Source organism: Streptomyces sp. URMC 123, from assembly GCF_051386515.1.
Lineage (GTDB): Bacteria > Actinomycetota > Actinomycetes > Streptomycetales > Streptomycetaceae > Streptomyces.
In genome coordinates this window covers 1-6,383 of record NZ_JBPQTV010000356.1, presented here as the reverse complement: position 1 = coordinate 6,383, position 6,383 = coordinate 1, and the positions used below count along the sequence as shown (strand labels likewise).

The window sequence follows — 6,383 nt, the reverse complement described above, 5'->3', positions numbered from 1 at the left end:
ACCCCCGGCCGGGGCACCGCCCCCGGCCTCCGCCGTCGGCGCGAGCCGGACGCCCGACCACAGCACGCAGACCGCGTAGTACGCCAGCAGCGCCCCCGTCAGCAGCGGCACGCCACCGGCGGCCCGGTCGCCGTCGTGCGCCGCGTGCGCCGCCGCCCCCTCGCCCATGGCGAGGGCCATGTAGACCATCGCGACCGCGCCCACCGCGTGGTGGAGGCGGTGGACGCGCGGCCGGGCCCGGGGGCCCTTCGCCACCAGCTCCCGTACCACCGCCAGCTCCCGCAGCGCCGCCGCCCCGAAGACGGCCGCGAACAGCGGCGGCGTCCACGGGTGTCCGGCCACCGCGGCCACCGGCACGGCCATCGCCGCCATGCCGAGGCCCATCAGCGCCTCCCCGCCGGCGTCGCCGCGCGGCCCGGGGCAGCCCGCCCGCATCCGCAGCAGGCAGTAGGCCCCGGTCGCGGCGCCCAGCGCCACCAGCAGCCAGCCGACGATCGGCGGTCCGTGCACGGCCAACCCCCCCAGGTCCGATCGTGGCGCACGCGCCGCTCCCCGGGCGCGGCCGGCGGGCCGAGCCCGGAGGCGGACGACGCCCGGAGGATGCCCCGGCCCGGTCCCACGCACCGGGGCGCACGGTGGCGTACGAGCGCACGGAAGCGGCCCGTACGCGCTCCATGTGCGCTGCCTGCGCCCCCTTCGAGCCGGTCCGAGCGGACGACCCACGGCGGACCGGCCCGCTCTCAGATCCCCGGCCGGTAGCGCAGCGGATGGTCCTCCGGGATCTCCACCACGCAGATCCGCACCCCGTCCGGGTCCGCGATCCACATCTCGATCAGCCCCCAGGGCTCCCGCCGCGGCGGCCGCAGGATCTCCACCCCGCGCTCCGCGAGTTCCTTGTGCGCCGCCGCCGCGTCCGCCACCTGGAACCAGAGCCGCAGCCCGGGGCCCGGCGGCTCCTCCGCGCGGCCGGAGACCTCCAGGAACCCCCCGCCCAGGAAGTAGACGGTGCCGCGCTCCGGCCCGGTGCCGAATTCCCGGTGCACCGCCAGCCCCAGCGCCTCGCCGTAGAAGGCCCGCGTCCGCTCCGGATCGGTGGGACGCAGCAGAACCCGGCTGCTCAATACGTGAACCATGCAATGACCTTGCGCCCGGACGGCAGCCGCAAAACCTGCGCGCGGGCGACGGCCGGGATGGAGAACCGGTGCGCGCGGGACAGCGGGGACGAAACCGGTGGAGAGGGACGGCCGGGACGTTGCTAGCCTCGGAAGGCCCAGAACGAAAGGATCACCGACCATGGCGACCGCTCCGCGCCCCGCTCTCCCGCTCACCTTTCGGGCCGCCGGCGAGGGGGACGTCCCGGCCGTCGTGGCGCTCGTCGAGTCCGCGTACCGGGGGGAGGCCAGCCGGGCCGGCTGGACCACCGAGGCCGATCTGCTCGACGGCCGCCGCACCGACGCCGAGATGGTCCGGGGCGTGCTCGCGGCCCCCGACAGCCGGCTGCTGCTGGCCGAGTCCGACGGCGCCCTCGTGGCCTGCTGTCATGTCGAACGCCGCGGCGCGAACGCCTACTTCGGCATGTTCGCGGTCCGGCCCGAGGCCCAGGGCGGCGGGCTGGGCCGGGAGGTCCTCGCCGAGGCCGAGCGGGTGGCCCACGAGGCGTGGGGCGCCGCCGAGATGCAGATGACGGTGATCTCCGTACGGGACGATCTGATCGCCTGGTACGAGCGCCGCGGGTACCGCCGCACCGGGGAGCGCAGCCCGTTCCCGTACGGCGACGAGCGGTTCGGGGTGCCCAAGCGGGCGGACCTGGAGTTCGAGCTGCTCACCAAGCGACTGGGCTGAGGGCCGCCCCCCCCATGACCACGCGGCGGCCGCCCGGCAGCGGCCGCCCCGCGGCGAGCCCCCCGTGAAGCGGCCCTACGCCGTGAACCGCCCCGTGTGTTTGATCGCGGGGTAGTCCGTGGTGACCCCGTCCAGCTCCAGCGCCCGGGCCAGCCGCAGGTTCTCCTGCGTGTTGACGACCCATCCGATGACCGTGAGGCCGACCGCGTGGGCCCGGTCCACCAGCTCCTGGGTGAGCCTGCGGATGTCCAGCACGAGGGAGGCGGCGCCCACCACCCGTGCCCGGTCGACCACCTCCAGCCCGTAGACCTCGGCGACCAGGCCGGTGCGCACCCCCGGCACCAGGGCGGTGATCTCGGCGAGCGCCTCGTCGTGGAACGAGATGACCTGCACCCGCCCCACCAGGTCGCGCCGGAGGAGGACGTCGGCCAGCGCCCGGGCCGCCGCCGTGTCCTTGATCTCCGCGTGGATCGGCGCCCGCACCGCGTCCACGACCTCCTCGAAGAGCGGAATCCGCTCGCCCCGGCCGGCGTCGAGCTCCCGCAGCTCGGCCAGGGTCCGCTCGCGGAGGGGGCCGGAGCCGTCGGTGGTGCGGTCGAGATCGGCGTCGTGCATGACGACCAGCGCGCCGTCCTTGCTCAGATGCAGATCCAGCTCGATGGCGTCCATGCCCTCGCGGTCGGCGCGCCGGAAGGAGCGCAGGGTGTTCTCCGGCTCGACGCCCATGACGCCGCGGTGTCCGATGGTGAGGAAGGTCAACGCTGTCTCCAATCGGGCCGTGATCAGGGCCGTGATCAGCGGTGTGTCGCTCTGGTCCGACCGCAGTCCTACCGCCGTCGCCCGCCGCGTCGGGTGGGGTCACCCGGGCGTGGGCGAGTCGGCCGCGCCCGGATGGCGGCACGGCGGCACGGCGGGACCGGGCCGTGCCCACTGTGGCGGAATCGGCGCCCCGGCGGGAGAGGGCGACGGCGCGCGTCGACGGCCGGGATGTGCGGCGGAGCGGACGGGCGCGGCGGAACCGGAGCGACCCGTAGGGGCGCAGGAGTGATCGCCGCCCGTGCGGGTACGGTATCCACAGGAAAAACCGCGGCGAAGGCGGGCGGTCAACAGGATAATTTCCGGCTCCTCCCCTTGAGAAGCGGAACCTCGCATGGATACGGTGTCTTAACGCGAGGTTCTCCCGTGAAGGGGTTGTGATGACGGAAATTCTTTCGTCTACGTTGGCCAGTACCGACATTCGTCAGGCCGACCGGGTGGTCGACCACCCGGCGTGGCGCACGCTCAAGGACGCCGTCGAGACGATCCGCACCTGGCAGGCCAAGGACGGTTCGATCGACCTCGCCGCCGACGGCGGCCCACCGGGCGCCGATGTCGAGCTCGAGGTCGAGCGGGTGATATCCGCCGTCCGGGAGCTGTCCCCGCTGGTGCCGCACGACGCGGACTACCACCGCGCGCTCGTGGTCGACCTGCGCCGCTGGGCCGACGGCGGCTTCGGCGTGCCGGACTTCCTCGACTCGCTGCTCGCCTTCCAGCCGGCGGCCGAGCGCGTGGACGGGCGCCAGCACCTGGTGCTCTTTCCGATGTACACCCAGAACGGCAACCCGGACCGCGACCTCGAGGCCGTGGTGCTGCGGGTGGTCTGGCCCGAGTGGCTGGCCGAGCTGGAGCGCACCCGCTACGACAACCCGCTCTTCCTCGGCATCACCTTCGAGGACTTCACCAGCGGCTACGACACCCACTCGGCCGTGCTCTTCCCCGAGACCATCGCGGTCCGCGAGGCCCCCGAGCGCTTCTCCTGGGGCGCCATCTTCTGCGACCGCGAGGCGGCCCGCTTCCGCCGGGTGACCGCCGCCGCCGTGGACATCCTCCGGCTCGACCTGCCCGCCGACATCCGGGCCATGGTCGACGACCAGCAGCGCTGCCAGGACGCCTTCGTCCTCTGGGACATGATCCACGACCGCACCCACAGCCACGGCGACCTGCCGTTCGACCCCTTCATGATCAAACAGCGGCAGCCGTTCTGGATGTACGGCCTGGAGGAGCTGCGCTGCGACCTCACCGCCTTCAAGGAGGCCGTGAAGCTGCAGGCCGACGGCGTGCCCCAGGCCCGCGACGTGCAGTACGCCATCCTCTTCGACCGGATGTTCCGCTTCCCGGTCACCGGCGACCGGGTGCGCAACTACGACGGGCTCGGCGGCCAGCTCCTCTTCGCGTACCTCCACCGGCACGACGTCGTACGCTGGACGGACAACACCCTGCACATCGACTGGGACCGCGCCCCGCAGGTCACCAACCAGCTCTGCGCCGAGATCGAGAAGCTCTACCGGGACGGCATCGACCGCCCCAAGCTGGTGCACTGGTTCGCGGCGTACGACCTCGTCTCCGGCTATCTCGCCCCGCACCCGGGCTCCGTGTGGAACAAGGGCCCCGAGGCGCTCGACCTCACCCAGCCGCCCCGCAAGCTCGTGGACGACGTGCTCCCCGACGAGTTTCCGCTGAGCATGTTCTACGAGGCGCTTGCGAAGAAGCTGAAGGGTGTGATCGCCTCCACCAAGGGGATCACCGCTCACAGCGACAGCGACGGCACCGAGCGGTCGGCCGCGTGAGCGCGACCCACGAGGAGGCGAGGACCGTGAACACCACCCAGAACGGCCGGGGAGCGCTGGACGGCGCCGTGGTCGCCGTCGCCGGCGCGGGCGGCCCCGCCGGCCGGGCGACCCTGGCCAGGCTCGCCGAGGCGGGCGCCACGGTCGTCGGCGCCGACGCCGACCCCGAGCGCCTCGCCGAGGCGGTCGACAACGCCCGCTACGCCCGCGGCGGCGCCGCCGTCACCGGCGAGACCGTCGACCTGCTCGACCTCGACGCCACCCGGGCCTGGGCCGACCGCACCGAGAAGGAGTTCGGGCGGGTCGACGGGCTGGTGCACCTCGTCGGCGGCTGGCGCGGCGCCAAGACCTTCCCCGACGCCCCCCTGGCCGACTGGGACCACCTGCACAACCTGCTGATCCGCACCGTGCAGCACACCTCCCTCGCCTTCCACGACGCCCTCCAGCGCGCCGGCCGCGGCCGCTATGTGCTGATCAGCGCCGCCGGCGCGGCCAAGCCCACCGCGGGCAACGCCTCCTACGCCGCCGCCAAGGCCGCCGCCGAGGCGTGGACGCTGGCGCTCGCGGACTCCTTCCGCAAGGCGGGCGGCGAGGGTGAGCCGCCGGCGGCGGCTACGATCCTGGTCGTGAAGGCCCTGGTGCACGACGCGATGCGCGCCGAGCGCCCCAACGCGAAATTCGCGGGCTTCACGGACGTCACGGAGCTGGCCGAGGCCATCGCCGGCGTCTGGGACCGGCCCGCCGAGGAAGTGAACGGAACCCGCCTGTGGCTGACTCCCACGCCGTGACCACCGACGCCATACGCCGCCACGACCCGCACCTGCGGGGCTTCGCCAGCGACAACTACGCCGGCGCCCACCCCGAGATCCTCGCGGCGCTCGCCCTCGCCAACGACGGTCACCAGGTCGCGTACGGCGAGGACGTGTACACCGAGCACCTCCAGGAGGTCTTCCGCGGGCACTTCGGGCCGCGCGCGCAGGTCTTCCCGGTGTTCAACGGCACCGGCGCCAACGTTGTCGCCCTCCAGGCCATGACGGAGCGCTGGGGCGCGGTGGTCTCCGCCGCCACCGCGCACATCAACGTGGACGAGTGCGGTGCCCCCGAGCGCGTCGGCGGCCTCAAGCTGCTGACCGTTCCCACGGAGCACGGCAAGCTCACCCCGGACCTCATCGACCGCGAGGCGTGGGGCTGGGACGACGAGCACCGCGCCCAGCCGCAGGTCGTCTCGATCACCCAGACCACCGAACTCGGCTCGTGCTACACGCCCGAGGAGATCCGGGCGATCTGCGACCACGCCCATGAGCGCGGCATGACGGTGCACCTGGACGGTTCCCGGCTCGCCAACGCCGCCGCCACCCTGGGGCTGCCGCTGCGGGCCTTCACCACCGACGCCGGGGTGGACGTCCTGTCCTTCGGCGGCACCAAGAACGGCCTGATCTTCGGCGAGTGCGTGGTCGTGCTGAACCCGGACGCGGTGCGGGCCATGAAGCACCTGCGGAAGCTGTCGATGCAGCTGGCCTCCAAGATGCGCTTCGTCTCGGTGCAGTTCGAGGCGCTGCTCACCGGCGACCTGTGGCTGCGGAGCGCCTCGCACGCCAACGCCATGGCCCGTCGGCTCGCCGAGGGCGCGCGGGGGGTGGCGGGCGTGGAGATCGTCCACCCCGTGGAGTCCAACGCGGTCTTCGCCACGCTGCCGCGCGACGTCGCCGACCGACTGCGCAAGCGGTACCGGTTCTACGACTGGGACGAGTCGGCCGGACTCGTGCGGTGGATGTGCGCGTTCGACACCACCGAGGAGGACGTCGACGGGTTCCTCGCCGCGCTGCGCGAGGAGATGGGCCGCGGCTGACCGGCCGCCGGCCGCGGGCCCCCTCGGGCAGCCCTGAGCCCTTCGGACACGAGAGCGGCGGACCGGCCGCATGACGCGGCCGGTCC

General features: G+C 73.6%; 7 protein-coding genes. 4 read left to right on the top strand and 3 right to left on the bottom strand.

Going from position 1 to position 6,383, the window contains the following annotated elements; genetic code table 11:
- Window positions 1–510 (bottom strand): DUF5134 domain-containing protein (locus tag ACSNOD_RS27075; RefSeq protein ID WP_436769692.1); only part of this gene is annotated, 510 nt, incomplete at its 3' end.
- A 230-nt stretch (window positions 511–740) separates the two neighbouring features.
- On the bottom strand, window positions 741–1,133 hold the full coding sequence (locus tag ACSNOD_RS27070) for a VOC family protein (RefSeq protein ID WP_436769691.1): 393 nt from the start codon (window positions 1,131–1,133) through the stop codon (window positions 741–743).
- Between the two features lie 160 nt (window positions 1,134–1,293).
- Between ACSNOD_RS27070 and ACSNOD_RS27065 the strand changes: the two genes are divergently transcribed.
- Window positions 1,294–1,842, top strand: coding sequence for a GNAT family N-acetyltransferase (locus ACSNOD_RS27065; RefSeq protein WP_436769690.1), 549 nt, complete (start codon window positions 1,294–1,296; stop codon window positions 1,840–1,842).
- A 75-nt stretch (window positions 1,843–1,917) separates the two neighbouring features.
- Here ACSNOD_RS27065 and ACSNOD_RS27060 read toward each other — a convergent pair whose 3' ends face one another.
- Window positions 1,918–2,601 carry a glycerophosphodiester phosphodiesterase gene (locus tag ACSNOD_RS27060; protein WP_436769693.1) on the bottom strand — a complete coding sequence of 228 codons (684 nt, stop codon included), beginning with the start codon at window positions 2,599–2,601 and terminating at the stop codon, window positions 1,918–1,920.
- A 437-nt stretch (window positions 2,602–3,038) separates the two neighbouring features.
- On the opposite strand from ACSNOD_RS27060, the gene ACSNOD_RS27055 reads away from it, so the two are divergent.
- From ACSNOD_RS27055 to ACSNOD_RS27045, 3 genes are read left to right on the top strand one after another with little or no spacing between them, the layout of a single operon-like run.
- The gene (locus tag ACSNOD_RS27055) at window positions 3,039–4,448 is read left to right on the top strand and encodes a DUF6421 family protein (protein ID WP_436769689.1); all 1,410 of its coding nucleotides are present in this window, start codon (window positions 3,039–3,041) and stop codon (window positions 4,446–4,448) included.
- On the top strand, window positions 4,445–5,236 hold the full coding sequence (locus ACSNOD_RS27050; protein ID WP_436769688.1) for an SDR family NAD(P)-dependent oxidoreductase: 792 nt from the start codon (window positions 4,445–4,447) through the stop codon (window positions 5,234–5,236). Before ACSNOD_RS27055 ends, ACSNOD_RS27050 begins: the two co-directional genes overlap by 4 nt.
- The gene (locus tag ACSNOD_RS27045; RefSeq protein WP_436769687.1) at window positions 5,215–6,297 is read left to right on the top strand and encodes a threonine aldolase family protein; all 1,083 of its coding nucleotides are present in this window, start codon (window positions 5,215–5,217) and stop codon (window positions 6,295–6,297) included. Before ACSNOD_RS27050 ends, ACSNOD_RS27045 begins: the two co-directional genes overlap by 22 nt.
- Window positions 6,298–6,383: the final 86 nt, after the last annotated feature.